Source organism: Psychrobacter proteolyticus (genome assembly GCF_003350005.1).
Classification (GTDB): Bacteria; Pseudomonadota; Gammaproteobacteria; order Pseudomonadales; family Moraxellaceae; genus Psychrobacter; species Psychrobacter proteolyticus.
On sequence record NZ_QLKS01000003.1, the window covers coordinates 294,402 to 320,939 of the forward strand.

At 42.6% G+C, this 26,538-nt stretch carries 19 protein-coding genes and 2 tRNA genes; 13 read left to right on the plus strand and 8 right to left on the minus strand.

Going from position 1 to position 26,538, the window contains the following annotated elements; genetic code table 11:
• Positions 1-436 precede the first annotated feature (436 nt).
• Positions 437-1,723: a BaiN/RdsA family NAD(P)/FAD-dependent oxidoreductase gene (locus DXK30_RS08385; RefSeq protein ID WP_114701538.1), complete on the plus strand. Its 1,287-nt coding sequence runs from the start codon at positions 437-439 to the stop codon at positions 1,721-1,723.
• 165 nt (positions 1,724-1,888) lie between these two features.
• Complete coding sequence (locus DXK30_RS08390) at positions 1,889-2,854, plus strand: pirin family protein (RefSeq protein ID WP_114701318.1); 966 nt, start codon at positions 1,889-1,891, stop codon at positions 2,852-2,854.
• A gap of 88 nt (positions 2,855-2,942) precedes the next feature.
• Here DXK30_RS08390 and nemA read toward each other — a convergent pair whose 3' ends face one another.
• The 3 genes from nemA to DXK30_RS08405 all read right to left on the minus strand — a co-directional run bounded on the left by nemA (position 2,943) and on the right by DXK30_RS08405 (position 7,463).
• Positions 2,943-4,046 carry an alkene reductase gene (gene nemA, locus DXK30_RS08395; protein WP_114701319.1) on the minus strand — a complete coding sequence of 368 codons (1,104 nt, stop codon included), beginning with the start codon at positions 4,044-4,046 and terminating at the stop codon, positions 2,943-2,945.
• 244 nt (positions 4,047-4,290) lie between these two features.
• Positions 4,291-5,220 carry a DMT family transporter gene (locus DXK30_RS08400; protein WP_114701320.1) on the minus strand — a complete coding sequence of 310 codons (930 nt, stop codon included), beginning with the start codon at positions 5,218-5,220 and terminating at the stop codon, positions 4,291-4,293.
• A gap of 497 nt (positions 5,221-5,717) precedes the next feature.
• Positions 5,718-7,463 carry a DUF4209 domain-containing protein gene (locus DXK30_RS08405; protein WP_114701321.1) on the minus strand — a complete coding sequence of 582 codons (1,746 nt, stop codon included), beginning with the start codon at positions 7,461-7,463 and terminating at the stop codon, positions 5,718-5,720.
• A gap of 461 nt (positions 7,464-7,924) precedes the next feature.
• On the opposite strand from DXK30_RS08405, the gene DXK30_RS08410 reads away from it, so the two are divergent.
• Together DXK30_RS08410 and DXK30_RS08415 are read left to right on the plus strand one after the other, a co-directional pair.
• Complete coding sequence (locus tag DXK30_RS08410; RefSeq protein WP_114701322.1) at positions 7,925-8,929, plus strand: lipoate--protein ligase; 1,005 nt, start codon at positions 7,925-7,927, stop codon at positions 8,927-8,929.
• A gap of 79 nt (positions 8,930-9,008) precedes the next feature.
• On the plus strand, positions 9,009-9,830 hold the full coding sequence (locus tag DXK30_RS08415) for a hypothetical protein (protein ID WP_114701323.1): 822 nt from the start codon (positions 9,009-9,011) through the stop codon (positions 9,828-9,830).
• A 323-nt stretch (positions 9,831-10,153) separates the two neighbouring features.
• On the opposite strand, the gene DXK30_RS08420 is transcribed toward DXK30_RS08415, so the two are convergent.
• A complete protein-coding gene (locus DXK30_RS08420) occupies positions 10,154-12,289 on the minus strand; it encodes an NADPH-dependent 2,4-dienoyl-CoA reductase (protein WP_114701324.1) in 2,136 nt (711 codons plus the stop codon).
• 403 nt (positions 12,290-12,692) lie between these two features.
• Between DXK30_RS08420 and DXK30_RS08425 the strand changes: the two genes are divergently transcribed.
• Positions 12,693-14,357 carry an AMP-binding protein gene (locus DXK30_RS08425; RefSeq protein WP_114701325.1) on the plus strand — a complete coding sequence of 555 codons (1,665 nt, stop codon included), beginning with the start codon at positions 12,693-12,695 and terminating at the stop codon, positions 14,355-14,357.
• Positions 14,358-14,575: 218 nt separating this feature from the next.
• Here DXK30_RS08425 and DXK30_RS08430 read toward each other — a convergent pair whose 3' ends face one another.
• The 4 genes from DXK30_RS08430 to hemA form a co-directional block, all read right to left on the minus strand.
• Complete coding sequence (locus tag DXK30_RS08430) at positions 14,576-14,995, minus strand: DUF6691 family protein (RefSeq protein ID WP_114701326.1); 420 nt, start codon at positions 14,993-14,995, stop codon at positions 14,576-14,578.
• Between the two features lie 98 nt (positions 14,996-15,093).
• Positions 15,094-15,531, minus strand: coding sequence for a YeeE/YedE family protein (locus DXK30_RS08435; protein ID WP_114701327.1), 438 nt, complete (start codon positions 15,529-15,531; stop codon positions 15,094-15,096).
• A 235-nt stretch (positions 15,532-15,766) separates the two neighbouring features.
• On the minus strand, positions 15,767-16,903 hold the full coding sequence (locus DXK30_RS08440; protein WP_114701328.1) for an aminotransferase class V-fold PLP-dependent enzyme: 1,137 nt from the start codon (positions 16,901-16,903) through the stop codon (positions 15,767-15,769).
• Positions 16,904-17,260: 357 nt separating this feature from the next.
• A complete protein-coding gene (gene hemA, locus DXK30_RS08445) occupies positions 17,261-18,670 on the minus strand; it encodes a glutamyl-tRNA reductase (protein WP_114701329.1) in 1,410 nt (469 codons plus the stop codon).
• 551 nt (positions 18,671-19,221) lie between these two features.
• On the opposite strand from hemA, the gene DXK30_RS08450 reads away from it, so the two are divergent.
• The 8 genes from DXK30_RS08450 to pth all read left to right on the plus strand — a co-directional run bounded on the left by DXK30_RS08450 (position 19,222) and on the right by pth (position 26,495).
• Positions 19,222-21,177 (plus strand): tetratricopeptide repeat protein, encoded by a 1,956-nt coding sequence (locus DXK30_RS08450; RefSeq protein ID WP_114701330.1) that lies wholly within the window; start codon positions 19,222-19,224, stop codon positions 21,175-21,177.
• Positions 21,178-21,331: 154 nt separating this feature from the next.
• Positions 21,332-21,964 carry a lipoprotein insertase outer membrane protein LolB gene (gene lolB / locus DXK30_RS08455; protein ID WP_114701331.1) on the plus strand — a complete coding sequence of 211 codons (633 nt, stop codon included), beginning with the start codon at positions 21,332-21,334 and terminating at the stop codon, positions 21,962-21,964.
• 90 nt (positions 21,965-22,054) lie between these two features.
• A complete protein-coding gene (ispE, locus tag DXK30_RS08460; protein ID WP_114701332.1) occupies positions 22,055-23,020 on the plus strand; it encodes a 4-(cytidine 5'-diphospho)-2-C-methyl-D-erythritol kinase in 966 nt (321 codons plus the stop codon).
• Between the two features lie 167 nt (positions 23,021-23,187).
• Positions 23,188-23,263: transfer RNA gene (locus DXK30_RS08465), tRNA-Gln, on the plus strand.
• A 240-nt stretch (positions 23,264-23,503) separates the two neighbouring features.
• Positions 23,504-23,579: transfer RNA gene (locus DXK30_RS08470), tRNA-Gln, on the plus strand.
• A gap of 109 nt (positions 23,580-23,688) precedes the next feature.
• Complete coding sequence (locus DXK30_RS08475; protein ID WP_057758042.1) at positions 23,689-24,636, plus strand: ribose-phosphate pyrophosphokinase; 948 nt, start codon at positions 23,689-23,691, stop codon at positions 24,634-24,636.
• Positions 24,637-25,057: 421 nt separating this feature from the next.
• On the plus strand, positions 25,058-25,738 hold the full coding sequence (locus DXK30_RS08480; protein WP_057758040.1) for a 50S ribosomal protein L25/general stress protein Ctc: 681 nt from the start codon (positions 25,058-25,060) through the stop codon (positions 25,736-25,738).
• A gap of 175 nt (positions 25,739-25,913) precedes the next feature.
• Complete coding sequence (gene pth / locus DXK30_RS08485) at positions 25,914-26,495, plus strand: aminoacyl-tRNA hydrolase (protein WP_101205142.1); 582 nt, start codon at positions 25,914-25,916, stop codon at positions 26,493-26,495.
• Positions 26,496-26,538 lie beyond the last annotated feature (43 nt).

Here is a 26,538-nt window from a genome sequence, read left to right on the forward strand (position 1 = left end):
TAATTATTATGACTTACATGGGTCTTCGTATATGACGCGCCCTATGTAAGCAATAAGAGTCATCTTCCATAATGTGTGACACTCATCGTTAGTTTGACAAATAAGCGTGACGGTTGCAAGACATCAAAAGCCAAACATAACAATTTCACTGTACATCTGCATGTTTAGATAATTATATTGGCACTTATACTGGTACGTATGGTGCTATTTATAGGGGCAGCTATCATAACGATAGTATTAAAATGACAGCTGGTTGTGATCACACGGTAACAGCGTATGACTTAGGGCATTTAATCCTTGTAACCTTTAGTGAAATATGGACAATAGCTACACTAAACATACTGCTTCATTTAACAAAATGTCAGCCGCGTTTTTAATAAAAAACAATGCTTGGCTTGGTTATACTTTTTTCACCCCATCGTTTTACGAGACCGCAATGACTAATCAACGCAATGCACAAAACCATACTCACTATGATGTCGTTATTATTGGTGCTGGCGCTTCAGGGTTGTACTGTGCACTGACTGCCGGACGGCGCGGTCGCCGCGTATTGGTTTTGGATCATGCCAATAAAGCTGGTAAAAAGATTTTGATGTCAGGTGGTGGTCGCTGCAACTTCACCAATTACTTTGTAGAGCCTGAGCACTTTATTGGTGCCAATCCCCACTTCTGCAAATCAGCACTGAGTCGTTACCCAAGTTGGGAATTTATCGGCATGGTAGAGTCTCATAAGATTGCCTACCATGAACGCGAACACGGTCAGCTGTTCTGTGATGACTCGGCACAAGATATCTTGTCTATGCTCCTAGATGAATGCACGGCTGTAGGCGTACAAGTAAAGCTGAATGCTCAGATTGATCACGTTAAAACTGCTGCTCATGATAACGGTGAGCGCTTTTATCTAACGACGAGCAAGAAGCTTGGTAAAAAAGACATTGCTAACGGCACTCAATCTTCGCAAACAGGCTGCTATAGCTGCGAGTCTTTAGTCATCGCCACTGGTGGACTATCTATCCCGACCATGGGAGCAAGTGGTATCGGCTATGAGTTGGCACAGCAGTTCGGGCATACTCTTGTGCCTACTGACGCTAGCCTTGTACCCTTTACCTTCACTGACAAAACAGGCGAGCTGATCCGTGCTTTGGCTGGTATCAGTCTGCCCGTTATTGCCAGTAATGAGCGTATCTCTTTTAAATTGCCCGTCCTATTTACCCATCGTGGTCTCTCTGGCCCTGCCATGCTACAGCTCTCCAACTATTGGCAGACTGGGGAAACCATCAGTATCAATCTGTTGCCTGAAATAGACGTCACTGAGCTTTTACTTGCTCGCAAAAAGTCACATCCGCGCCAGCTTATTCGTACCGTATTGGCAGAAAACACAGATAATGCATTACCCAAGAAGCTATTAGCAGCACTACAGACGCATCTGTGGGAAGACATCAAAGATACGGAGCTTGCTAATATTAAAGACGAACGTCTCACAGAGCTTGGTATTACCCTTAATGGCTGGAAGCTCAAACCTTCTGGCACGGAAGGCTACCGTACCGCTGAGGTCACACGCGGCGGCGTCAAAACTGATGAGGTTTCTTCAAAAACGATGCAAAGCAATTTACAAGACGGCTTATACTTTATCGGTGAAGTGCTTGATGTGACCGGCTGGCTTGGTGGTTATAATTTTCAGTGGGCATGGGCAAGTGGTTTTGTGAGTGGTGAGATCGTCTAATCATGGACACTTATAAGTTTTTAACGTTTGCTTAATCGCTGCCGACAGCACTAGGAATGAAATAGTAATAAAAACTCATACAATCTACTCTTATATTCATAGTAGTATTACTTAACAATAGATTTTCTATTGATAGTAATTCTAATTAGATTAATGAGGTGGCCCATGCGTTCAATTAAACACATTCACGGTGAAAAAGAGTCGCACTGGGTAGGTGACGGCTTTTTTGTAAAAACTCTGATCAGTCATTTAGATGACAATCCAGACCTTAATTATAGCCATACTGATCCTTTCTTATTATTAGACTATGCCAAGCCAACAACGTTTTCACCCAACCCCGCTTATAAAATGCAGCCACATGGCGTTGGTCAACACCCACATAAAGGTTTTGAAACTGTCACCATTGCTTATGCAGGTGAGATTAGTCATGTAGATTCGACAGGTGGGCGCGGTGATATTTTAGAAGGTGATGTACAGTGGATGACTGCTGGACGCGGCATTCTGCACGAAGAGTTCCACTCTGAAGCATTCGGTCAGCGTGGTGGCATATTTAGTATGGTACAGTTATGGGTCAACCTGCCAAGTACCCACAAGTTGACCCAACCCAAATATCAATCTATCAAACGTGCTGATATGCCTATCGTTGATCTGATAGACAATGGCGACGAGCAAACTGTCATCGGTCAAGCTGCCATCATTGCAGGTAACTGGCACGGAATAACGGGCGCAGCAACGACATTTACCCCGATCAATCTCTGGGATATTGAGCTACATACAGCAGGTACAACCTCGCTACAAGTACCGAAAACGCATAACACCCTACTGCTGATACAAGAAGGTCAGATATTGATCAATGGTACGTTAGTCAATGCAGGTAATTTAATTCAGTTTTCAGCCCCTATCCAAGCTCATGTAGATACTCAGACTGCACATCCATCCTTACCTGCTACCGATACTATTGAATTAACCTGCCCTGCAACTACCACTGAGGATACTCCTATCAAACTGCTACTGCTAAGCGGCGAGCCAATCGGAGAACCAGTCGCAGGTCACGGTCCTTTTGTCATGAACACCCAAGAAGAACTGCGTCAAACCTTCCGTGATTATCAAACAGGCAACTTCGGCAAATAATCAAAATCTCTGCATAAAAAAAAGCCGCTCAACTATTGATAGTTAAGCGGCTTTTTTATGTTGCGTTATTTAGTTAAAAATCTAACTATTACGCTTGGTCTAAAAATGGATAGTCGGTATAACCTTCAGCACCGCCACCATAGAAAGATTCTGGATGCTGCTCATTAAGAGGCGCGCCTTTTTGGATACGCTCAGCCAAATCAGGGTTGGCGATATAGTCACGGCCAAAGGCGACTGCATCGATATAACCCGCTTTTACATTTTGCTCTGCTTTTTCGGCAGTGTAACCACCAGCTGCGATAATCATTTGATCAAAAGCAGCACGCACACGCTTACGGAAGTCTTCGCTATACGGCGTACCACCTGCCCAATCTGGCTCTGACAGATGCAGATACATGATTCCGCGTTTGTTGATCTGCTCAATCATCCAGATATTTTCGTCTTCGTTATATCCAGCTTCTACGTTGTTGAACGTACCAAGTGGTGAAATACGAATACCGACATGATCTTCATCCCAAGCGTCTACGCACGCATCGATAACATCAAGCGTCAAGCGCGCACGGTTTTCGCGGCTACCGCCGTATTCATCATCACGCTGGTTGGTTTGCTCAACCCAAAACTGATGCAATAAATAACCATGGGCACCATGGATTTCTACACCGTCAAAACCCGCTTCTTTAGCGTTCTTAGTTGCTTGACCAAAGTCAGCGATAACTTGTTTGATTTCTTCAAGCGTGGCTGGACGTGGCGGCGTTGCATCTACACGAATGGCTTGGTTGTCGCTATCACGTAACGAGGTACGTACACCAACATCAACGTTAGAAGCAGAGATGGGCGCTTTGCCGTCTGGCTGTACGCTCTCATGAGAGACTAGGCCCGTGTGCCATAGCTGTACGACGATTTTGCCGCCTTTAGCATGGACGTTATCTACGATGGTTTTCCACGCAGTAATTTGGTCTTTGGTATGAACGCCTGGCGCGCCAGCATAGCCTTTCGCTTGGAAAGATACTTGCGTTGCCTCAGTGATTACCAAGCCAGAACCTGCGCGCTGTGAATAATATTCGCTTGCCAGTGCTGTTGGTACATCGCTTGGCTCAACCGAACGCAGACGCGTCAACGGTGCCATAATAATGCGGTTTTTTAGGGTTTGGGTACCCATCTTGACGGTTTCAAATAAATTATCGTGTGCCATAAAAAGCCCTGTTTATTGTTTCAAACCTTACTATCAGGTTTACTATTATTGGTTATAAATAGCACTTATATTAGTAGGTAGCACTTAGCTGTCGTTCTATAATTTACTAAATACGCTACTCATAAGCCAAGTTCTTTATAAGGGGCAGACGCCATTATTCCAAGCGATATTTACAAACAGAAACACCAATATTTAGATATTCGAATATTTGTAATTAGAGGCTACGAAGACAGTTTACCAAAGCTTAAACTCTCGTCGCCCGCGTGGAATTCTTTGGTTGTAGCATTTTTTTGACAGACAGCTCTAGTGACAGATACGTACCAAACAATATCACCACTGAACCGATGATGGCTTGGATATTTAGGGCTTCACCAAGTAGTAGATACCCTAAAATAATGGCAAAAATCGGAATGACTAAAGTAATACTAGTGGCGCGCGTCGGGCCAATATTTTTAATCAGCTGGTTCATAAAGATAAGCGCAATGGCGGTCGAAAATACCCCGATACAGATCACTGATACCCACGCCTTTATGCTGATATCTTTGCCATAAGGGAACTCATTAAAAGCCACAGGCAGCATAATAATACTACCTATAATGAGTGAGCCTGCGGTGATAGCGACTGGCGATACTTCGTACAGATAGTTCTTGGTGATATTGGCCCCAAGCGCATAACCCACACAGGCCAGTAGCGCGTAACCCATTGGTAGTAGCCCTTCGACCAACCCTTTGCCTGGCTCGCCGCCTCCAAACAAGCTTTCGCTCATCAGTATGATCACTCCGATCACTCCGATGACCAAACCAAGTGCTTGTTTTTTCGATAGCCTATCTTTAAAGAAGACTCTTGCGATAAAACCACTCATCATTGGCACAGAGGCATTTAGTACGGCTAGCACGCCTGCGTTCACTGACTGCGCGGAAAATGAGAACAACACAAAAGGCAGCGCTGCTGAAAACAAGCCGACGAGCGCTAGCATTTTCCAATGCTCCTTGATGCCTACTCTGTTTTTCTTATTGAGCAATACAAACACCAACATGACCAATCCGGCGAATATCACACGCAAACTGGCGAATGCCAATGAGCCAAACTCAGGCACGCCAATACGATAAAAAACGAAGGAGAGTGACCACATAAAAGAGAGCGTCACAAAGATGATGAGGTCACGGTTGGTCATTGGGTAATCCTATTAAGCGCTTAGACTGCGTTTACCAACTCGTGTCGGTCATAAGCGTCTGATGCGTTGTAAAAATTATCATGTGATTAAAAACTCATGATGATAACTTTTTAATTGTTTGATGGGTATAATATCTTCTGTATTTATGACGGGGTATTATCTACTCAGTAGCCTTGTTCAATATAAAGTCGATAGCTTTATCGCTGCGCTTTGATAAAGTGGTGAAAATTGACTTGAAGGCTGCTTATTTGGCGGTGTGACTAATGGTATAGGTCTCGTCAAAGGGATCGAAAATATTGACGTGCAAGATGATTTGTTGATTTTTAGAAGCGCTGTCTTCAATTCGTATATTTTTATTATGGGACTTGCCAAGCGTAATATTTCGACTATTTTAAAAGAAGATTTTGATTAGGTTGTTTAGTTTCCATAAAATTTGGTCAGATAAAAACGCTCTTGAGAGACGCTTTTATCTAACTAATTCTTATAGCGATAACTTATTAGGTATCTGTAACACTTACCTGTGCCAAGCAAAGAATTACATGCATAATTCTATCTGCTACTGAATAACTAAACGCATTTGATGGACTTATTCCGTGACATATATTATTTCTGACATTCCAACCTCTCTGTTCAGTAAGTAATATCCTAAAGTAAAATGTTAAATCAATACCAAAACACTCTTCGACTTTCTCGTCTCTAAGCAGATCATCGAAGGTTCTTAGCTGTAGTCCACCTTGCCTATTTCTTCTTAAAGTTGCCCCTCCTGCTAATTCAACTAACGACCGAATAGCAGCTTCTGTTTGAGGTACTAATATATGTATTGCTGAGATATAATCTTGGTTCAAATATGCCTGTAAACCAGCATTAATAATATCTTTCTTTGTTTCTTCAAATATGGGCGACTTAAATACAAAGTCGGTTAGATCTTGCACCTTTATGTTATAAACGTCTAAAGCCTTTTTTAACGAATGTCTAAGAAAAAAAGCGTTAGTATTTAAATTGCTGGAAAGTTGGTGAATTATACGCCCCTCTAAGTCTTCTTCAACACTACCAATAGTGGCGAGAGGTCTTCCTTTATGATCTTGAAGCGTCTTAGTAAATAAGTTTGTCAGCGGATAGTTTTCTGCTAACTCTAAAACTTGTTGCTCTACTTGATCTTTCTTTGGTATAAACTGTGCTCCAATTCTTATGAGCGTATTTTCTAGACCACCCTTTGTCATTGAGTCAAGATAAGAATCTAGCTGCTCTTTTGGTATTTCTACGCTATGAGAGAACATCTGCATACTATCTACAACACCTGGACCTACCTCTGTTATTTTTTTCGTTACACGCTCTGCATCATCTTTCATATTGAAACTGATATATATATCGTGTATGTGCTGTAACCATGAAGAAGCCTGTATAGGTGCCAATCCATTACATGAACTCTCAAAATTTTTACCAACTATATTGATGATTCGAATGACCTCTGCATTTTGTTGTTTGCTTCGATAATAAGTTGCTAAACGAATACCAACTGCTTCACATATCCATGGAGATTGAAGCTTAGAAACTCGGAGCAAACGGGTCTCAAGATTACTTACTAATTTTTTCTGTTGTACTTCAGATAAATATTTGCTCTTATTCAAAACGAAAAGGTCAAAACAAAAACCCCATAGCCCTGCTTTATTATCCTCTGCTATACGATCCTCTAAGTTAATGGCACTCTCAATGCAGCTATTTATTAAGTTATGATTATTTAAGCCAGTTGCTACCTTATATGCTCTTGTAATTTTTTTAATAGCTTCATTTGGGTGTTTATAAAGGCTTTTATTTGTTATATCAAGAAGCGCGTTCACATATTCAACAGCAATAGTATAGTCAGGATTTTTATCAACAGTAGCTTTAGATAGATCCCATATGAGACCACAGTAACGCGCTTTTAATATAGGGTTAGGAGTAGTTTTCGATCTACTTATCCAGTACTCCATGATCTCTTCCGTAACAGAGAAAATACTAGGACTCTCATAAGCTTTACCATCATCACCCATCCATACCATCATAGGACCGAAGTATGTACCCCAACCACTCTGTTTATGTTGATAATCCTCGCAAAATCCAAATGCAATTCTCTCTGCAATAGCTTCTAAGCTCTGATCCTCATGTGTGACTTTATTGATCTTAATTGAAATAGAAGACTCATTAGTTTTTTCGTTTGATTGTTCTAACTCACTCATTAGTTGGGCTAGTTCAATATTCATCATATCTCTCCATTAAAAATATAGAACGTTTTGCTCAGCGAGTAGACCCATAATCCAGTTATTTTTATATCTCTTTTTACCTAAAGAATCTGCAAATTGGGTAGGCGCTTCACCCTTACTCTTCCTAGAAACTAGGAGGTTTTACGAATTTTTTTGTTGCTACATACACTATTTATTTGCCTCACAATCCTAATAATAGCAGAAGACTAGGAAGGAATATTTTATTTATTCGGCTTTAGTAGAGTTTTTTTATTAGAAATAATCTACTATTCAAATTAAATAGAGTTCCAGTAAATTACGTATCTGATAACCCACTTTACTCAAAATTCAATCACGAATATTAACCTTAATACCCTATAACTACTTAGCACACACCTATTGAATTACAAACCAGCATCGGTAAGAATGATGCTACCTATTTATAAAACCTACTCACAAACCTAGTTTATTAACGAGTCAAATACATGAAACTGCGCATCCTAAAATCTGCTGTGACCAATCCTTGGTTTAATCTTGCCACCGAAGATTGGATATTTAATACACTGAATCCCGACTCGCATACTCTATTTTTATGGCGAAACTCTGAGACCGTGGTTATTGGACGCTCGCAAAATCCATGGGTAGAGTGCAAAACCGATAAGATGGAAGCGGACGATGTATTTTTAGCGCGGCGTCAGAGTGGCGGCGGCGCTGTGTTCCATGACTTAGGTAATACCAACTTTACTTTTCTATCGCCCAGTGATGCTTACGATCAAGAAGCAAACTTCACCGTCATCATCAATGCGCTTAAGAAACTCGGCATAGACGCCACACTGTCTGGTCGTAACGATATGCAGGTCGGCGACCGAAAAATATCGGGCAGCGCATTTAGACATGCCGCCGATCGCAGCTTTCATCATGGCACATTGCTGGTCAATGCCAACATGCAAAAGCTTGGCGACTATCTAAACCCGCATCCATTAAAGCTTAAAGCGAAAGGCATCAAATCTGTGCGCGCTCGCGTGGCAAACTTGGTAGATTTTAATGAGACTATCAATCACGAGACCCTGTCTGATGCGATTATCGAAGCCTTCTGTGAATATCATGGAGAGAGTGCACAGGTCGAGCAATTAGATGAAGCCAGTCTTGCTAAGCAGCCCACGCTAAACGCTTACTATCAGCAGATGGCAGACTGGGATTGGCGCTTTGGTAAAACGCCTGAGTTCACCCATCATATCGAGACGCGATTTGATTGGGGCATGATGGATGTGCATATGGATGTGAAGCAGGCAATGATTACCGAAGTTGTCATCTTCTCTGATGCACTAAATGTTGAGCTTATTGACCTACTTAAAAAGACATTGACTGGCGTTAAATATAATAAGCCTGAGATTAAAAACAAGCTCGATGACCTAACAAAAGCGCAACCTGAGTTGGCAGCGCAAATTAGTGATTTTGAGCAGTGGTTAGTTGGCGAGATGAAATGGTAGATTGTAGAGTTGATGGTTCACAATCCTTATAAAATATATATTTATATTTACTTATAACAGCCTATTAAGGTGACTGACAATGTCGGACAATCAAGATTCTATAGATAATGAGCTGAAAATAAAAATACCTAAAAGAGCTAAGTTTATTGCTATAGGATGGCTTTTTACCTGCGGAGTCATTTTTTTATTTTGGCTAAACTGCTCTCCTGATAATACAGCACGTTCATTATCTCTTGGCGACATTGGTGCATTTTTGTCAGGAATATTTTCTATTTTAGCGTTTTATGGGTTTATAGAGGCTTACCTAATTCAAAGTAAGGAGCTTAGACTACAGCGATTTGAGCTAAAAGAATCTATCAAAGCTCAGCAAGGTTCTGAAAAAGCTCTTAAAGAGCAATCAGAGGCTCTAAATGCTCAGTTGGAAATCACTGCGAAACAATTTGATATATATTTAAAAGATATTGAGCTGAAGCGCCCTATCTTCTCTATTTATGAAGGATCAGACTATCATCCTTCTAGTAACAATTTGAGCATGATTATCATGAATTTGGGTGGAGAATGTATACTGACAAATGTTAGTGAAAAGAAAGTTACTGGAATACGGTTAAGTATTGATACCAAAGTTCATATTATAAGGAGAGTCAGCTTTAACAATATGATGAGTAATAAAAGTTCGCCTGAGTATTCAGACCTATCCAAGTTTGATATTTCTTTTTTTTGTCATGAAGAAGATTCAAATCCAAATATAGAGATAGATAACCTATATAAGAATTTAGAATTAATATTTCATTACAGTTATTCTGGAACATCTGGAAAATCACTATACAAACTTAATAAAACAGATAACTATATTGACGGTAAGGCAGAGTTAGAACTAGAGTTTCTTAGTCATATAGTTTGAAGTTTTCAGTAAACGTAGTTTTAAAAATACTATATTAGGTATTTTTAGATGAGTATAAACCATTATATTTTACCAATCATGAACTATATCCAAACCCACTAATATATGTAAGAAAATAGAATTCACTGCCTACCCTGATGGACGTGATACCTTGTTGCAAATGATAGTATCACTGAATCTACCTAAGGAAACTACCAAGGCAATAGTAAAAAGCCACTGGACAAAATAGACCGCACGCCATTAGTAAAACAGATATGAGCAGATGGCAGGAAACTGCTCTCCTACCATCTATTAAATTTATACTAACTTATAAACTCAAAACTTTAAATCCCCGCTGCAACCTCAGCACCATCACGGATTGCGCGTTTGGCATCTAGCTCAGCTGCTAGCTTAGCACCGCCGATGAGGTGATATTGCGCGTCTGGTGCATCACCAACATTTGGCATCAGCTCAACGACTGACTCTTGACCAGCACAGACAACGACGCTATCGACACGTAATAACTGGCTTTGACCTTGTGGGTTAGTTACCCAGATACCTTCGTTGGTGATTTTGTCATATTGCACACCAGCAACTTGGATCACACCATGAGATTTGATATGCGCACGATGCACCCAGCCTGAGGTTTTGTTTAGACCACTACCCAGACGGCCTTTACTACGCTGCATCAAATATACTTGGCGAATTGGCTTAATCGCGTGCAGTCTGACCAGACCACCATCACTTTGATAATCGGTATCATTGGTCACGCCCCACTCTTCGCGCCACTCGCTGATAGACTGCGGCTCAGGGCGATAGCTTGGGTCTTTTAGTCCCTCAGGGCCGATCTCATCCAGTGACTTACCATGATTAGCCGTTAGATATTCACTGACATCAAAGCCGATACCACCAGCACCGATAACAGCTACGGTATTGCCCACTGCTTTTTCACCAGACAGCAGCTCAGCATAGCTCATGACTTGTGGCAACTCAGCACCTTCTAGCTTACCTTCTAGACTTCTCGGTACGACACCCGTTGCTACGATGACATGATGGAACTTAGCTTTTTCAAGCATGTCTTTATCAACTTTGGTGCTCAGTTTAATTTCAACACCCAGATGCTCAAGCTCATTGATATAGTAGCGAATAGTCTCGAAGAACTCTTCTTTACCAGGGATAACTTTGGCATAGTTAAACTGCCCACCAAGCACATCTTTTGCTTCAAACAGAGTCACGTCATGACCACGTAAGGCCGCCACATGTGCCGCTGACATACCAGCAACACCGCCACCGATGACGGCGACTTTTTTCGGTTTTTTGGTTTTCTTATAGACCAATTCAGTCTCATAACAGGCTTGCGGATTGACCAAACAAGTCGAGCGTTTGTTTTCAAACGTATGGTCGAGGCAGGCTTGGTTACAAGCAATACAGGTGTTAATGCGATCTGTCTGACCGTTTTTGGCTTTATTGACCCAGTGCGCATCAGCCAAGAATGGACGCGCCATCTGAATCATATCAGCTTGACCAGTCGCAACAATCTCTTCTGCTGTTTCTGGCATGTTGATACGGTTGGCCGCCATCATCGGGATACTAATATGCTTTTTGATTTCAGCAGTGAAATCAACGAAAGCAGCTCGTGGCACGCTAGTGACGATAGTCGGCACACGCGCTTCATGCCAGCCGATGCCGGTGTTCATGATGGTCACGCCTGCTTCTTCTAGCGCCTTAGCCACAGTAATGACTTCATCCATGACGTTACCGTCTTTGACCAAATCAATCACTGATAAGCGGAATAGAATAATAAAGTCTTCGCCAGTCGCCTCACGAACGGCTTTGACCACGTCGACAGCAAACTTCATACGACCATGAATATCACCACCATAAATGTCTTTACGCTTATTCACATGGCTTGATAAAAACTGGTTGAGTAGATAACCTTCAGAGCCCATGATTTCGACGCCATCATAGCCTGCTTGCTTGGCAAGTTTGGCTGAGCGAGCATAGTCTTTTACCGTCTGCTCGATGTTTTTGATGCTCATCTTGCGTGGCTTAAACGGTGAAATTGGTGACTTAATCGGGCTAGAGGATACGGCAAATGGATGATAGCCATAGCGACCACTGTGCAATATCTGCATGATGATTTTGCTGTCATGTTTATGCACAGCACGAGTAACGCGCTGGTGATTGATGACGTCAGCTTTGGTATTCATCGTTCCGCCAGCAGGCAACAACCAACCTTCGCGATTGGGCGAGATGCCGCCAGTGATCATCATTGCCACGCCGCCCTTGGCACGTTCTGCAAAATACGCCGCCAGCTTGCCATAATTATAAAAACGGTCTTCAAGCCCAGTATGCATCGAGCCCATAACCATACGGTTTTTTAGCGTAGTAAAGCCCAAATCTAGCGGCTCAAATAAATGCGGATAGTGTTCATTGGTGCTAGCGGTTTGGATCGTATTGGCACTATGGCTGGCAGACATATCATTTTCCTTATGAATAGTTTATGAGGCTACTTCTTAAAAACGGCTTTTTAGAATTAGTGGGCCTAAGGGGTTTAGCATCTTCGATATCGTAACACACCGCGATTATTGTCAGCTATGCAGACAAGCGACTGATGAGTGAGCACTATATTAATTGCTATAACGAGCAGGACGGTGTATCAGGCTGTACTGTGGCATACGGTTAAGCAAACACCACAAAACCCAGCCAACTTTTGAGGTAGATTATATACCGTTAGCTTAATATCATTGAGAGATTAGACTAAGATATAAATCGATAAATATCGACTTATACCTATAATTTCTATGCTAGATTACTGTACTAAATAATATACTGACGTTAATGTACTGACGCATTATAGAAATACAATAAAGGACTATCATCATGACAGATTTCCATACAGGTCTTGGCAAAAACGCCGCCAACCATCAACCACTTACCCCTATTGATTTTATCATTCGCAGCGCTCAAGTTTATCCTAATAAGACTGCCATCATTTATGACGACCTAGAACACAATAGCCTCACTCAGACATGGCAACAGACCTATACTCGCTGTCGTCAACTGGCTGATGGCCTGCGCAAATTGGGTATCGATAAAAATGACACCGTAGCCGTGATGCTGCCGAACACGCCTGCGATGGTCGAATGCGCCTTTGGTGTGCCTATGTCTGGCGGTGTCCTCTGCACCCTCAACACGCGCCTTGATATCAATGCACTTACCTTTTGTTTGCAGCATTCCGAAGCAAAGGTTTTAATTTTAGATAGCGAATTTGCTGAACATGCTGAGATTATCGATGAGACTTTTCCAGACTTAATCGTCATTCACTCAACGGACAAGGCTGTCGATGTCGAGCGCTTTGGGCACATGAGTTATGAAACATTGGTAGCCAGTTCAGACAGCTTGGATAATTGGGAGATGCCGACAGATGAGTGGGATGCCATTGCGCTGAACTATACCTCTGGTACGACAGGCAAGCCCAAAGGTGTGGTCTATCATCATCGCGGTGCAACTCTCAATGCTGTCTCTAATATTTTAGATTGGGACATGCCCAAGCACCCGATGTATCTGTGGACGCTACCACTGTTTCACTGTAACGGCTGGTGCTTTCCTTGGACCATCGCTGAACGTGCTGGGGTCAATGTATGCTTGCGAAAAATTGATGCTGATTTGATATTGAAGCTGATTGCCAAGCATCAAGTTAGCCATTATTGCTCTGCACCGGTCGTACATAATATGATTGCTGGCGGCAAACCAGAATATAAAGAGGCTATCACGCATACGGTCAAAGGCTGGGTCGCTGGTGCACCGCCATCTGAAACCATGCTGGCCGCGATGGAAGCAATGGGCTTTCATATCTCGCACGTCTACGGTCTCACTGAAGTATATGGGCCAGTGACGGTCTGCGCTGAGCAGGAAGAATGGGATGAGCTTGATGTGGCCACACGCGCCCAAAAGAAATCACGTCAAGGCATGACTTCTCACTTGATGGCAGGGTTTGAGGTGTTTAAGCAAGGTACGACTGAACCAGTCGCCGCTGATGGCGAAGAGATGGGCGAGCTGGCGCTACGTGGCAATATGGTGATGAAAGGCTATCTAAAAAGCCGCAAGGCTACCGAAGAAGCATTCGCTGATGGCTGGTTCCGCACGGGTGATCTGGGCGTCAAATATCCTGATGGCTATATCAAAATCATGGACAGACTAAAAGATATCATCATCTCAGGCGGTGAGAACATCTCTAGTATCGAGGTAGAAAACGTCTTGTATAAACTACCTGCGATTGAGAGCTGTGCTGTCGTCGCCGCGCCACATGATAAATGGGGCGAAGTACCCGTTGCCTTTATCGAGATTCACGCTGGTAGCACTCTACAACGTGATACGGTGATGGAGCATTGTAGTCAGCACCTAGCAGGTTTTAAAGTGCCGAAATATATTGTCTTTGCAGAAATACCAAAGACCAGTACAGGTAAAGTTCAAAAGTTTGAGCTACGCCAAGCGGCTAAATCATTGGCACACGAAACGCCAAAAGTAACCGCCAGTGCGAAATAGAACGGCGACTTATTAAGTCGTATCACCAATCAACATCCATCAAAAAGGTCAGCTACATATATATAGCTGACCTTTTTTTGAGCGCTCACCTATAGTCAAAGAAGACTAAAACGGGTACAAGGCAGCCGACTGCAGATTGTACAAATAGTACGTCTAGGGAGGATAACACCGTAGCCGTTTATTAGTTCTCTGACTATATTTATGGAAAATTAACGATATTACCCAAGCTTAGGCTCAAGCCATTGATAAACTAGCATTCCTACAACCATGGCTGGAATAAATACATAGGCTTGCCACTGGCCAGTACCGAGCAACACAATTCCTGGTCCTGGGCAGATACCAACCAGCCCCCAGCCGATACCGAACAACATCGCACCGATAAGCAATTTTTTATTAATGACAGTTTTGCTTGGCATATCAATCGGTGTGCCAATCCAACTACTCTGTTGACGCTTTGCCAATCGTACACCGAAAAACGCCACTATCAGGCCACCGCCCATCACCAGTGCAAGGGAGATATCCCATGCACCAAATACGTCCAAAAACCCTTGTACCTTTACAGGATCGGTCATACCTGAAACCAGTAGTCCGAGTCCAAACAGCAGTCCTGCTAGCAATCCGATTATATTTTTTAGCATCGTCGTATCTCGCTATTATTATTTTTTATTAACCATCATATGTCGTTCGCGTATGAGCCCGACCATCAGTCTTCATCTGGCAATCTGCCACGAGTTCGCTATAGTAGGCCTAGTACGTGACGACCGATATAGACGGTCACAATTCCAAACAGCATAAAGGTGACAGTCGCTGCCAATGACCGTGGAGACAGCCGTGCATTACCGCAGATACCATGCCCACTCGTGCATCCTGAACCTAAACGCGTGCCAAAGCCGACCAATAACCCTGCACCAATCAATAATGGCACGGAAGTACTGATAGCTACCTCAGGTAGTGGTCTTGCCAACTGATATAGCAGTGGTGAAATGACCAGACCCAGTATAAATAGCACCTGCCACATCTCTACACGCTTGGGTTTTAGTAGACTTGAAAAAATACCACTGATGCCTGCTATACGACCAATACCCAGCAGTAAGATAACCGTCGCTACGCCTAGCATTAGGCCACCAATTAAGGAGATCGGCGTAAATGCTTGCCAGTCTATTTGTATGCTCATAACGGACTACCTAATTAAGTTTATTAAATACGTACTTGAGTATTAATTTATAAAAATACATTATATTATAAAATATAATAAAAAGGTAAAAAAATACTGAACCTAGCATGACACTATTAGTTCAGTATTTTTTATAACTGTTAGGACTGTACTGTAAAGGCTTTACAAAGGGCAGTGAAAAAGACTTAATAAGCTATCACATTAATATCTTTGTTAGCCCTCTTAATTGGTATCTTTACTGGCCTAACACTTTATCAAGTGCCGTTTCAAAACGCGCTACTGTGCCATCGATATCAGTCAATTTGTCCAAGCCAAACAGGCCCAATCGGAAAGTTTTAAAGTTATCAGGCTCGCCCACTTTCAATGGTACTCCAGCCGCGATTTGCACTCCGATTTCAGCAAACGCGCTACCTTTATGCATATCATCACGATCAGTATAAGAGACGACCACACCAGGTGCTTTAAAACCTGCAGCAGCGACGCTCTCAACGCCTTTCGCTTCTAGTACTTCGCGGATACGTTTGCCAAGTGTCCACTGTGCGTCACACAATTTATCAAAACCGATTGCTTTGGCTTCATTCACGGCATCACGGAACTGGCGTAAGCTGTCTGTCGGCATAGTCGCATGGTACGCATGACCGCCATTTTCGTAAGCACGCATGATGTTTAGCCATTGCTTTAGGTCGATACTAAAACTATCAGATTCAGTGCTGTCTACTTTTTTGACAGCAGCATCGCTTAACATGACCAAGCCAGCGCCCGGCGTACTGCTCCAACCTTTTTGCGGTGCACTAATCAGTACATCGATGCCCAATGCCTTCATATCTAGCCATACGCAGCCTGAGGCAATGCAGTCAATGACTAACAGTCCGCCAACGCTATGCACAGCCTCACTCAACGCTTTGATATAGTCATCTGATAAGATGATGCCCGATGAGGTTTCAACATGCGGGGCAAATACAACTGCTGGCTTCTCTTCTTTGATTTTGGCTACTGCAACGTCGATATCAACTGGAGCAAACGGTTTTGGCGACTCACTATCATCAGCACGATTGGCCGTGAGGACTGTAGATGCCTTGGCGATTTTGCCTTTTTCTAAGATTTGCGTCCAACGATAGCTGAACCAACCATTACGAATGATTAGGCAGTCTTCATCATTTGCCAACTGGCGAGCGACTGCTTCCATACCATAAGTACCAGAACCAGGAACGATCACCACTGCGTCAGCGTTATACACAGATTTTAGGTCACTAGATAGGTCGTTCATCACTTGCTGAAAGGCTTTTGACATATGGTTCAGCGCACGATCGGTATAAACCACTGAATACTCTAATAAGCCGTTTGGATCGATATCTTGACGTAATGCAGGCATTGAACACTCCTAGTGTATGGTTAGATAATATACGACATGGATTAGATAGCACTATAATCAAGTGCTATTATTTTGATGGTGAGGTCTTGCGCTGTCTAGAGATACATTATTTTTAAACGAACAAAAAACAACGAACACTGATGAGGTCTACTAACATTAAGTTAATATATTTGTAGTCATATTACGAGCAAACACCAGCACATATCTTGACCTAAGCCATCCATGAGAGCTTGATATTAGCACTGATACTTAAGGTTGACAACGATACGCTCAGGCAACGATATGACTTGCGCTATCGAGCATTTATTGGTAGGTATTGATTGATAAATTTTGATTTATAAAGCCACGATAAAAACATCAATGCCCGCGATGAGCATCTTGTAGTCCTGACACCACGAAGTCTAGCAACTCACTGTCGCCTTCGCGTGCGGCTTTGCGCATCAGTTTCGATGGTGCGTGGGTCAGTGTTTGAGTCAAACGTCTTGACAGCTCAGTGATGATATCTTCTGGACTGACATCGTCTTGTTGCAGCTTAGCAATAGACTCATGCAGCAGCTTATCCACCTGACCTTGAGTACACGCGCGGTATTGCTGAATATCTTTGCCAACTTGGCGAACCTGAAAGCGGCGGTCTATCTCGACCACCAATTGACTCACTAGCAGCTCAGCATCCACTGCGGCTTGGCGACGCTGCTCGATATTACCTGCGATGACATGCTGTAAGTCATCAACAGAGTACAGATAAACATCATCGATACGGCTAATGGTCGAATCGATATCGCGCGGTACGGCCAAATCTATCATAAGCATTGGCTGATAACGGCGACGCTTTAGCGCTTGTATGGTCATTGTCTTATCAATCAACAAATCCATACTGCCACTACAACTGCTGACAATATCGGCTTCTGCCAATACTTGCGGCAATTCTTGTAAGGGTCTAACGTCTACGCGGCGATTAGGGCCACGTAGCTCAGCCGCTAATGCTTCGGCACGTTCGGGATTACGGTTACAGATAATGACTCGTCCGACCCCTAACCCTGCGATATGAGTAGCCACTAAGCGATTCATCTCACCTGCCGCAACGACCAAAAGCGTACGACTGGGTAAGTCATCAAATATTTGTGTGACCAATTTGGCTGCAGCAAAGCTAAGCGATACAGCCTGTGCGCCTACCTGCGTCTCGTTACGCACTCGTTTGGCGGCAGCGAATACTTGATCGATGATCCAGCCGAGCTGATTGCTGAGTACTTTTTGGTCTTGAGCCAGATGCACAGAATTTTTGATCTGCCCGAGGATCTGCGGCTCACCCAGTATCATAGAGTCCAGACCAGCCGCTACTCTTAACCAATGAGTCAGTGCATGAGTATCACGATGTACATAGAGATAAGGATCAATATCAACGAGTGGTAGTTGCTTAAAGTCAGCCAGCCACGTTTTGATTTTGGTAATATGCGCACTAATCGCAGCAGACGAGATATTCATGCTACTACTAAAAGTATTATTAGATGACTGTCCTGAGGTTTTGACATCTTGCACATTGGATGATTGTGAGTCAGATAATAGGTTATTAGCATGCTGCGACGTTGGTGTTTGTGGCACTAACGCATAAATTTCAGTGCGGTTACAAGTAGAGACGATCACACTACCATCAGTAAATGCTTCTATTTGTTTGAGTGCGACATTTACATCGTCACCCACAAGCGCCAAGCGCTCTCGCAGAGCGACTGGTGCAGTTTTGTGATTGACCCCAATGACCACTAATCTCATTATCGATAGACCATAAACATGACGCTCAGTTGCCCCTTACGCTATCTTATTATTTTTAAAAGACAGTTTTTGACGACAGCGCTAAAAAGGAAGACCCTAAAAACCGCCTATTATATCATTATTGCGGGCTTTAATTAACACTCACCCATCTATGATAACCATATCTCTGTATCTGGTCGCAAATGTAACAAATCAACTACTCATACGATTTATAAAATCAATAGCTGGGTTTTGACTTATGGTCAATAATATAATGTTAAATCATTCGCTTACTCTATCTTAACTTGTTATATTTCTATAATATTCAGTTTGACAGACCTATCTATATTTAATCATCTGCAGTGTCGTTCTTTGGCGACGTACTCGCTACTAGTAGCACATTCATACAGTCAGACATGCCGATACCTGAGTAACACGGATGCTATTGTTTATCTCATCGGTCTACTCTTATAATGTTTGTCATGGGTACATATTGCCAATATCTAACTTAAAATGATTAAAACAAACTTGCCTTATCTGTGTAGGTAAACCATGGGCGAATACGGCTATCTATGATTTTTTTCGGGTCATTACTTCGGGCACCACATCCCTATAGCGAACACTCTAACTTCCGTGCTTTATTGCATGTTGCTATCGAGCGCCTGTGTCAACGGTATAAGCTAGCGTTGTCCCTAGCTGTGTGCCTGTGTTTGGCAGCCCCTGTTCATGCTAGTCATCCCGATGTATTGCTTGAAGCAAAAATCCCTAAGGTATCTGTTACTACCGATAATACGGCAGCTGCCAATAAGCCAAATGGCAATAAAGTAAATGATAGTAATGCCGCGATTGATACACCTTATAATAAAGATACGCTAACCATAGAGAACGTAAAAAACATTAATGGCCTAGCGCCAGCCAGTCTATGGCAGCCTGAGCTTAGTGAACCAAGCTTGTACGCTCTACTAGATGCAGAGTTTGCCGCTGATCGCGATGACAAACGACGTGCAGTTGCTATTTATAAGCAACAGTCTTTCAAAGAAGATGCCACAGCGGTATTTGAGAGAGCGCTTAGCCTGTCTTTGCGTAATGAAAGGGTTGAAGACTCATTACAATTTGCCAAGACATGGCAGGACCAAAACCCTGACCACGTACCGGCTTGGTTTTATGTCGCACATTTGGCCTTACGTGCTCACGACTATATATTAGCGGGTGAAACTTTAAACCGTATCTTGCGCTATGACCCACGTGCAGATTTAAGCGAAATTCTCATAGGTATTTATCCAAATAATGATGACGATAAACGCGAGTTGCTTGCCGCGTTGCAGCCGCTAGATAGTGAGCAAAATGCCTCCTTGTCGGTATTAAAAGCGGGCTTACTCTATCAATTTAACGAACCTGAAGTCGCTATCGTTCATATCAATCGAGCGCTAGAGCGTCAGCCAGACTATGTGCCTTTTATTACATTAAAAGCGGATATATTGCGCAAAATTGTGACCGCAGAGACTGTCATCAATTACGTCAGTCAAGCTCGTCTACGCAACCCTGATAGCAAAAGCTTATATCTATATGAGATTCGCTATCTATTAGACTTAAAGCAAAGCGAGCAAGCGTGGAAATTATTGCTTGAGGCGCATAGCCGCTTTAGCGATGATGCCGAGATTACCTTGCTCGCAGCATTAGTCAGCCTAGATATTGAAAAGTACGCTAGTGCTGATAAATTGCTCAACATGCTTGCCAAAAGTCCAGCTTACCTTGATCAAGCCTATTATTATCTTGGTATTAGTGCTGAACGTCAGCAGAAGTTTGATAAAGCTAAGTATTATCTCAATGGCGTGATGCAAGAGGACTTAGTACTAGAAGCGCGTAGAAAAGTAGTGGCGTTTGAGATGCTCGATAATAATACCAACGCCGCAATTGCCACGTTAGAAAAACTACGCAAAGATTTTACTGTTTTTGAGCCTGATACTTTTGTCATGCAAGCCGATATCTTGTGGCAACAAAACGAATCTGATGAAGCACTGCGTCTACTAACTCGTGCCGCTCGTAAATACCCTGATAATGAGATGCTGCTTTTTGCACGTGCCCAGCTCTTAGATGATAAAGAAGACTATGTTATTAAACGTACCTTGCTCAATCACTTACAAGCTCTAGATCCTAGCAATTTATCCTATCAATTGAGCTATGCACAATTGTTATTAGCAAATGAGCGCAGCTCAGAGCAAGGCTTGGCACTGGCCACAGCTATTATCCAAATTCGTTATGATGACCCTCGCTATGACAATGATCTTCACTTGCAAGCTTTAAATGTATTGGCTAGCAATGCGCTAGCTAAAAAGAATTATAAACAGGTTATCGATTACTTGCAGACACCTTATGATGTATTGCCTACACTGCGCTCAGGCTCACTTTTGTTGCGTGCTTACCAAGGTCTAGGTGATAATCAAAAAGTAGAAGACTTGCTAGTAGACTTACAGCAGCGCTTCTCATTTGGTCAGCACAATATCAACGATAGTATACAGCTGTACTAATATTGATTTTTTGAGTGGGCGACTTAATCTTCATAATTATAAAGTCAGTATAAATTACAAGCCAGTTATAAGAAGCTAACAGCCGTGCATAACCGAGCAACAAATAACGCTTAAGCTAATATCTTTGTTCATCTTTCCATTTTGAGAAACTATTATGTCAGCATCAATCACTTCTTATAAACCAAATAAATTGGCTCTGTTTACTGCTATAACTGCAGCCATGCTCATAACCTCTGGCTGTCAGTCACTAAAAACGGCCAACGCGACTAACCAGCCAACGACTACTGTACAAGGTCAAAACGCTGATCAACCACAAAAGCTAGAGAGCTTTAATATCACGGGTAAAATTGGGGTAACGACGCCTGCGAGTGATTCGACCGGTACTCAAGGTGGTAGTGCATTTTATGCATGGGGTCAGCAAAACGACCGATTTGCCATTGAATTAATTGGCGCACTTGGTATTGGTAAAACCAACATCGAATACAATGGTCAGACCGCTACTCTAGTCAGCGAAAAGACAGGCACATTGACTGCTGATGACCCCGAAACCTTGCTAAAGAAAGCCACTGGTTGGCAAGCGCCAATTTCACAAATGCCTTATTGGATTTCTGGTCGCCCAGCACCTTCAGACAGCGCGCCACAACTGGATGATCAGAGCCGGTTAGTTAGCTCAGTCAATGGTGAGTGGACAGCCAACTTTACTTATAAAGGTACCGATAAGTTGCCTAGTAAAATTAGTGCAGTACAGCCACAAGGCAACAAAGTTGTAATGACGATTAACCATTAATCTATCGTTGATTGGTAATAGGAACTACGTTAAAAATCATTATTGCTAATTAAGATAGCTATTTATAACTGCACCTTATGATAAAAAAATATGACTGAAAATATAGCCGCATCATTTGCTTGTACGATTACTCGTTTATCACCTGCAAAACTCAATCTGTTTTTGCACATCACGGGTAAACGTGCCGATGGCTATCATAATTTGCAAACGGTTTTTCGCCTGCTTGACTGGGGCGATTACTTGCATTTTTCGGTCAGCGATAATGTCGTAATTTCTACTATAGCTAGTGAATTAACTGCCAATCAATTCTGTCATCAGCTACTGATATTAGATGGTGCAGAGGCTATCACTATTAGTATAGAAGACAATTTAATTTTCAAAGCAGCATGCGCACTGCTAGCATTTGCCATACAGTCAAACACTTTACCTGACCAATTAGCAAAAGTGCATATCACTTTAGATAAGCACTTGCCAATGGGCGCGGGTCTAGGCGGTGGCTCATCTAATGCAGCAACGACTATACTAGTGCTCAATGAGATTTGGCAGCTTAATTTTACATGTGATGAGCTTATAAAGATTGGCGCAACTGTGGGTGCGGATGTACCTATATTTATCTTTGGGCAAGACGCTATTGCGATGGGTATTGGTGAAGAACTGTCTACGATTGAGCTGCCTGACCAGCAATATTTAGTACTGACGCCTAACGTTCATGTAAATACTGCCAAACTATTTGCGCATCCTAAACTACAGCGAGATATCGCACCTCTATCGGTTGCAACTATCCAAAACCAATACGCTGACTATGTACAAACGCTCACTACGCCTTATCATAATGTCTTTACGCCAGTGGTCACAAGCCTTGTTCCTACTGTTGCAGATGCCTTAAGTTATCTACAGGGGTTAGAGCAGCAAGCACTGGCTACAGCACGCATGACTGGGTCTGGTAGCGCAGTGTTTTTGCCATTGGATGCAAGCGTGGCTACTAATAAAAAGCTTGTGGTGAAGTGGATTGCAGATGCGCCTTGTGCGGCATATGTCGTTGGAAACTTAAAATAGCATATACAACCTTTAGATTTCTTATCATCTAAATAATGACAACGGTAGGATTGCCTATTTTAATTTGCTAAAATAGCGCCAGCAGTAACCTATGATGAATAAATACCAGAAAAAGCCGCAAATGACTTGCAAAATCTGAAAATTTACTTATAATAGGTCGCCACAATAGGGGTATAGCCAAGTTGGTAAGGCATCAGGTTTTGATCCTGACATCCGTTGGTTCGAGTCCAGCTACCCCTGCCATTTTTTAGTACGAAGCGTTAGAGATACATCAGGTATAAGCGGTTTATAAGTGACCTCTTATGCTATTGTCATTGACAACGTTATCCCAGTTTCGGTATAGTTCGCAATGGACACCGCTAGGGAAAAGTTATGTTTTAAACGGTTTATCCGTTTTTTAGATAACTGACAGGTCATGACACTATATTGAGAACGACTACTTAGTCGCTATTATATATCAGTTGTTCATAGCCTAGACATTACAGGGGTATAGCCAAGTTGGTAAGGCATCAGGTTTTGATCCTGACATCCGTTGGTTCGAGTCCAGCTACCCCTGCCATTTTTTACTGTAATAGTATACTTCAATACCTTCACCACTCTTTTCTTAATTTGAGCAGTTTGACACTGCTTAGCGGTCGCTGCTTGAGTCAATCAATAGGACTTCTGTCATGCCTTATTTGGCGATTTTTACGGGTAATGCCCACCCAGAATTAGCAAAAACCGTAGCCGATCATCTTCACATACCTCTTGGTAAAGCTGACATCACGCGTTTTTCTGATGGCGAAATTGCCGTGGAAATCAAAGAACACGTACGCGGTAAAGATGTGTTTATCATGCAGCCTACTTGTGCACCGACCAACGACAACTTAATGGAAATCATGATGATGGCTGACGCTTTGCGTCGCTCTAGTGCCGGTCGTATCACAGCTGTCATGCCGTATTTTGGTTATGCTCGTCAGGATCGTCGTCCACGCTCAGCTCGTGTACCTATTTCGGCTAAAGTGGTCGCTGACATGCTAAACATCGTTAGTATCGATCGCGTAATGACTGTTGATTTGCACTCAGATCAGATTCAGGGTTTCTTTGATATCCCTGTAGACAACATCTACGGCACACCTGTATTGCTAAACGATCTACAAAAGCAAGACTATGATAATATCATGGTTGTTTCACCTGACGTAGGCGGCGTGGTTCGTGCACGTGCGATGGCTAAGCAGTTAGGCGATACCGACATGGCAATTATTGATAAGCGCCGTGCTCGTGCCAATGAGTCACAAGTAATGCATATCATTGGTGATGTTCGTGACCGTGATTGCGTTATCGTTGATGATATGGTCGATACTGCAGGTACATTGTGTAAAGCCGCCGAAGCTTTGAAAGAAAATGGTGCCCGTCGCGTCTTAGCTTACATCACGCACCCTGTCCTATCAGGTAACGCACTGAAAAACATCAGCGAATCTGCATTGGATGAAGTGGTTGTGACCGATACGATTCCACTATCTGCTGAAGCCAAAGCTTGTAGCAAAATCCGTCAGGTAAGTATTGCACCAATGCTTGCTGAAAGCTTACGCCGTATCAATAACGAAGAATCTATTAGCGCGATGTTTGACGCTTAATCTGATACAGTTATTTTTAAAACAGCTATTGCGGTAATTTTTAGTAGCAATGACTGTAGTAAGACATCTTAAATAGTTAAAAAACAGAGCGTCAAGTATCCTTACTTGACGCTTTGTTTTGTGTAGGCGTTTTGCGTAGGTCTTTATTATTGCTACAGAATCACGTATAATGCGCGCCTGTGCTGACCTTTTCGTTGTTTTTATTAGGCCAGCACTATCAAAAGTGCTGATCATGTTTAACAGCAACTATCGTTATGGTAATTATCATAGCGAGCGCTGCTATAAGCAAATGGCTAAGCTTAGACATTACGAGTTTTATTCGTAACGATAATTTTAGCTATCATCACGTATTAGTGGATTGGTCGCAAATCCACTTTTTTATGACCAGACACTTCATCATTTTTTTTATAGGATTATATCCATGAGCATTAATCATTTTGAACTAAACGCCGTTGATCGTGCTGCTGAACTACAAGGTAAAGGTGCGAGCCGCCGCCTACGTAAGCAGAACCTAGTTCCTGCTATCATCTATGGTGGTAACGAAGAGCCAACAGCTATCTCTATCAAGCTTAACGAACTAGTAAAATCACTAGAATTCGAAGCGTTTTTCTCACACATCTTGACTATCAACGTTGACGGTGAAGAGCATCAAGCAGTTATCAAAGACTTGCAGCGCCATCCAGCTAAAGGCTTCCCAATGCATGCTGATTTCCAGCGCATTGTAAAAGGTCAGAAAATCCACATGAACGTTCCTGTTCATTTCACTGGTCGTGAAGATGCGCCTGGTACTGCTGCTGCTGGTGTACTATCTACTCTAGTATCTGATATCGAAGTTATCTGCTTACCATCACAACTTCCTGAATACCTAGAAGTAGATGTATCAGGCATGGAAATCGGTGACTTGTTCCGTCTATCAGACATCAAACTTCCTGAAGGCGTTGTTATTCATGAGCTTGAGCTAGAAGACGGCCATGACCGTACTATCGTTAACATGCAGCCACCAACAGTAGAAGAAGTTGATGCTGATGCTGACGTTGATGCTGATGAAGTACCAGCAACTGAGCAAAACGACGGTACTGAAGAAAACAAAGACAGCGAGTAATAACTGTTTCTAACTAGTGCATTATTTTGTGCTGGTTAGTGATACATTCGTTTAGTCAATAAGACAGCAGGTGATTAAAATCTCCTGCTGTTTTTGTAAGTAAGGTTTGAAAATAAACTGTCTATCAGTACTTCACACCTTACCCCTATTTATCAAATTCAAGCAGGGTGTTTTTATGGCCATAAAGCTTATTGTCGGTCTTGGTAATCCTGGTCAGCAGTATATGTTTACGCGTCATAATGCAGGATTTTGGTTTGTCCATCATTTGGCTCAGCAGTTTAATATCACGCTCTCCCCTGATAAGAAATTTCATGGAGTGACAGGGCGTGGGCAGATTCATGGATCTGATGTGCGTTTACTTATGCCGCTGACGTTTATGAATAAATCTGGTCAGTCAGTGGTACCTATGGTAAATTTCTATGGCATCAAAAATGATGAATTGTTGATTGCTCATGATGAGCTCGATATTCCAGCTGGTAGTATCAAACTCAAAACAGACGGTGGACATGGTGGTCACAATGGCCTACGTGATATCACGCCGCATATTGGCAATGATTTTCATCGCCTGCGTGTGGGTATCGGCCATCCTGGACACAAGTCTAAAGTTAGTGGACACGTTCTCTCTAAAGCATCTCCTGATGAGCAGATTGCGATTGATAGCGCTCTGACAGCTGCTTTTGAGGCGCTCCCATTATTGTTAGATGGTGATGTCGAAAAAGCACGTTCACAAATTAATGGCTTTAAATTACCAGAATAATATAGTCGTTCAATGATAATGACCTTTTATTTTGGCAGTTTTA

Excerpts from the sequence above, each read along its gene's own strand:
- DXK30_RS08385 (WP_114701538.1), top strand. The coding sequence starts at position 437 with ATGACTAATCAACGCAATGCACAAAACCATACTCACTATGATGTCGTT.
- DXK30_RS08390 (WP_114701318.1), top strand. The coding sequence starts at position 1,889 with ATGCGTTCAATTAAACACATTCACGGTGAAAAAGAGTCGCACTGGGTA.
- nemA (WP_114701319.1), bottom strand. The coding sequence starts at position 4,046 with ATGGCACACGATAATTTATTTGAAACCGTCAAGATGGGTACCCAAACC.
- DXK30_RS08400 (WP_114701320.1), bottom strand. The coding sequence starts at position 5,220 with ATGACCAACCGTGACCTCATCATCTTTGTGACGCTCTCTTTTATGTGG.
- DXK30_RS08405 (WP_114701321.1), bottom strand. The coding sequence starts at position 7,463 with ATGATGAATATTGAACTAGCCCAACTAATGAGTGAGTTAGAACAATCA.
- DXK30_RS08410 (WP_114701322.1), top strand. The coding sequence starts at position 7,925 with ATGAAACTGCGCATCCTAAAATCTGCTGTGACCAATCCTTGGTTTAAT.
- DXK30_RS08415 (WP_114701323.1), top strand. The coding sequence starts at position 9,009 with ATGTCGGACAATCAAGATTCTATAGATAATGAGCTGAAAATAAAAATA.
- DXK30_RS08420 (WP_114701324.1), bottom strand. The coding sequence starts at position 12,289 with ATGTCTGCCAGCCATAGTGCCAATACGATCCAAACCGCTAGCACCAAT.
- DXK30_RS08425 (WP_114701325.1), top strand. The coding sequence starts at position 12,693 with ATGACAGATTTCCATACAGGTCTTGGCAAAAACGCCGCCAACCATCAA.
- DXK30_RS08430 (WP_114701326.1), bottom strand. The coding sequence starts at position 14,995 with ATGCTAAAAAATATAATCGGATTGCTAGCAGGACTGCTGTTTGGACTC.
- DXK30_RS08435 (WP_114701327.1), bottom strand. The coding sequence starts at position 15,531 with ATGAGCATACAAATAGACTGGCAAGCATTTACGCCGATCTCCTTAATT.
- DXK30_RS08440 (WP_114701328.1), bottom strand. The coding sequence starts at position 16,903 with ATGCCTGCATTACGTCAAGATATCGATCCAAACGGCTTATTAGAGTAT.
- hemA (WP_114701329.1), bottom strand. The coding sequence starts at position 18,670 with ATGAGATTAGTGGTCATTGGGGTCAATCACAAAACTGCACCAGTCGCT.
- DXK30_RS08450 (WP_114701330.1), top strand. The coding sequence starts at position 19,222 with ATGATTTTTTTCGGGTCATTACTTCGGGCACCACATCCCTATAGCGAA.
- lolB (WP_114701331.1), top strand. The coding sequence starts at position 21,332 with ATGTCAGCATCAATCACTTCTTATAAACCAAATAAATTGGCTCTGTTT.
- ispE (WP_114701332.1), top strand. The coding sequence starts at position 22,055 with ATGACTGAAAATATAGCCGCATCATTTGCTTGTACGATTACTCGTTTA.
- DXK30_RS08475 (WP_057758042.1), top strand. The coding sequence starts at position 23,689 with ATGCCTTATTTGGCGATTTTTACGGGTAATGCCCACCCAGAATTAGCA.
- DXK30_RS08480 (WP_057758040.1), top strand. The coding sequence starts at position 25,058 with ATGAGCATTAATCATTTTGAACTAAACGCCGTTGATCGTGCTGCTGAA.
- pth (WP_101205142.1), top strand. The coding sequence starts at position 25,914 with ATGGCCATAAAGCTTATTGTCGGTCTTGGTAATCCTGGTCAGCAGTAT.